Annotated in this window: 4 protein-coding genes; all 4 read left to right on the top strand. The window is 61.7% G+C overall.

Annotation, left to right across the window (positions count from 1 at the left end; genetic code table 11):
* On the top strand, positions 1-325 hold a 325-nt coding region (locus TSB10P1A_RS02070), incomplete at its 5' end, for a hypothetical protein (RefSeq protein WP_186386249.1).
* A 110-nt stretch (positions 326-435) separates the two neighbouring features.
* A complete protein-coding gene (locus TSB10P1A_RS02065) occupies positions 436-729 on the top strand; it encodes a hypothetical protein (RefSeq protein WP_186386248.1) in 294 nt (97 codons plus the stop codon).
* Between the two features lie 9 nt (positions 730-738).
* A complete protein-coding gene (locus tag TSB10P1A_RS02060) occupies positions 739-1,047 on the top strand; it encodes a hypothetical protein (RefSeq protein WP_186386247.1) in 309 nt (102 codons plus the stop codon).
* 191 nt (positions 1,048-1,238) lie between these two features.
* Positions 1,239-1,427: a helix-turn-helix domain-containing protein gene (locus tag TSB10P1A_RS02055; protein WP_186386246.1), complete on the top strand. Its 189-nt coding sequence runs from the start codon at positions 1,239-1,241 to the stop codon at positions 1,425-1,427.
* Positions 1,428-1,458 lie beyond the last annotated feature (31 nt).

The raw sequence follows: 1,458 nt of genomic DNA, 5'->3' as shown, positions 1-1,458 counted from the left end.
TTTCGCGATTGCCATGATCGCACCGGCGCCGGTAGCGGCGGGAGGCGTCGAGGTCATCCTCGAGCGTCACGAGGTCGGCCCGGTCGCAGACCGCATCATCATGAAGATGGTGAACAACACGGGAAAAACGCTGGTGAACCCGGTGCTCCGCTGCGTCCTCCTGGATGGAGAGGGCCGCGCCATGGATATCGTCACGGCCTACTACGATGACATCGCAGACGGCGAGGCCGGCTACGAGAAGCTATTTACGACAGTCCGTAACGTGCATCGCTTTTCCTGCAAGAGCGGGACGCTGCGCCCGCCGGCTAAGGGCACAAAAAAATAAGTCTGAGGCTTATTTTCCTGTTGACGTCACTAAGTCTGAGACTTATATTTAAGTCATCAGCAAGGAGCTGGTGACCGGCGCCTCCCGGAATGAGGGGCGGAGATACGGATATGACCAAGATCGAAGTCGTCACCACCTGCATCGACACCGACGGCAGCACCTCGCGCGAAGTGCTTTACACTGGCGAGATCACCCCGCGCCGCCTTGCCCGCGCCGTCTCGATTGCGGTCGAGCGCATGCAATGGATCCGGTCGACCTTCGGCCCTGGCGCGGTCCGCCCGAAGCACGATGTCGTCATGCTGCTCGATGGCAAATCGGTCGACGCCTACGAGATCAAGCATGCCGTCGAATTTCACGGCGATACTTGGGCCAAGGCCCATGCCGATCTCACCCGCCACATCTGAGGCCGCGCTATGCTGAGACTGACAATCGGAGCGACCGGGGCTGAGCGCTGGTCCCGGTCGAAAAGCCGGGACGCATCCGCCAACCGGCTGGTCAATGCATTCATGGACCGCGACAGCGCGGCCGCGGCCGAGATGCTGGCAAATCTCAGCATATGGGGCCGGCTGAATGGCATCCGTGTGCTGGGGATCGCAGAGGCGCTGGCGGATATCGAGGACGGCAGGGCACGCGATGTGGTTGACCGAGTCGTCCGCGACTACGACAGACGGGCCGCATGGATCCGGGGCGGCGGCGCTCAAGACAAAACCCCCGCCGGATAACCGGGCGGGGGCTCTTTCCCCACGCATGTGGGGGATCGTCAAATGTCGGCAAGTCCGAAAAACTCGGCCTATCCCCACGCTTGTGGGGGAGCTTTGGCATATCGGCCAAAAAAACGAACATGGCCTATCCCCGGACATCCGAGGCCAGCAAAGTATCAGCCGATGCAGCCAAAAGTGTCAAGGAGCAGATCATGACCCCCGCAAGTCTACGAGATATCCGGATCAAACTCGGCCTCAATCAGGCCGAGTTTGCCGCCATTCTCGGCCGCCATCCGCAGACGATCTCCACATGGGAGCGCGGCACCAAGCCAATCCCTGAGACCGGCGAGCTGCGCCTCGCCCTGGCCGCGCTGCTGGCCGGCCTGGAGCCCGTCGAATAGGCGCTTTCGGCGCGATTTGAAATTTCCCACC

The organism is Stappia sp. TSB10P1A (genome assembly GCF_900185725.1).
Lineage (GTDB): Bacteria > Pseudomonadota > Alphaproteobacteria > Rhizobiales > Stappiaceae > Stappia.
Note: the sequence above shows the minus strand (reverse complement) of the source record. Positions and strands in the feature narration are given on the sequence as shown.

What these genes read in the sequence shown, in the direction of transcription:
- TSB10P1A_RS02055 (WP_186386246.1), top strand. Translation starts at nt 1,239, where the DNA reads ATGACCCCCGCAAGTCTACGAGATATCCGGATCAAACTCGGCCTCAAT.
- TSB10P1A_RS02060 (WP_186386247.1), top strand. Translation starts at nt 739, where the DNA reads ATGCTGAGACTGACAATCGGAGCGACCGGGGCTGAGCGCTGGTCCCGG.
- TSB10P1A_RS02065 (WP_186386248.1), top strand. Translation starts at nt 436, where the DNA reads ATGACCAAGATCGAAGTCGTCACCACCTGCATCGACACCGACGGCAGC.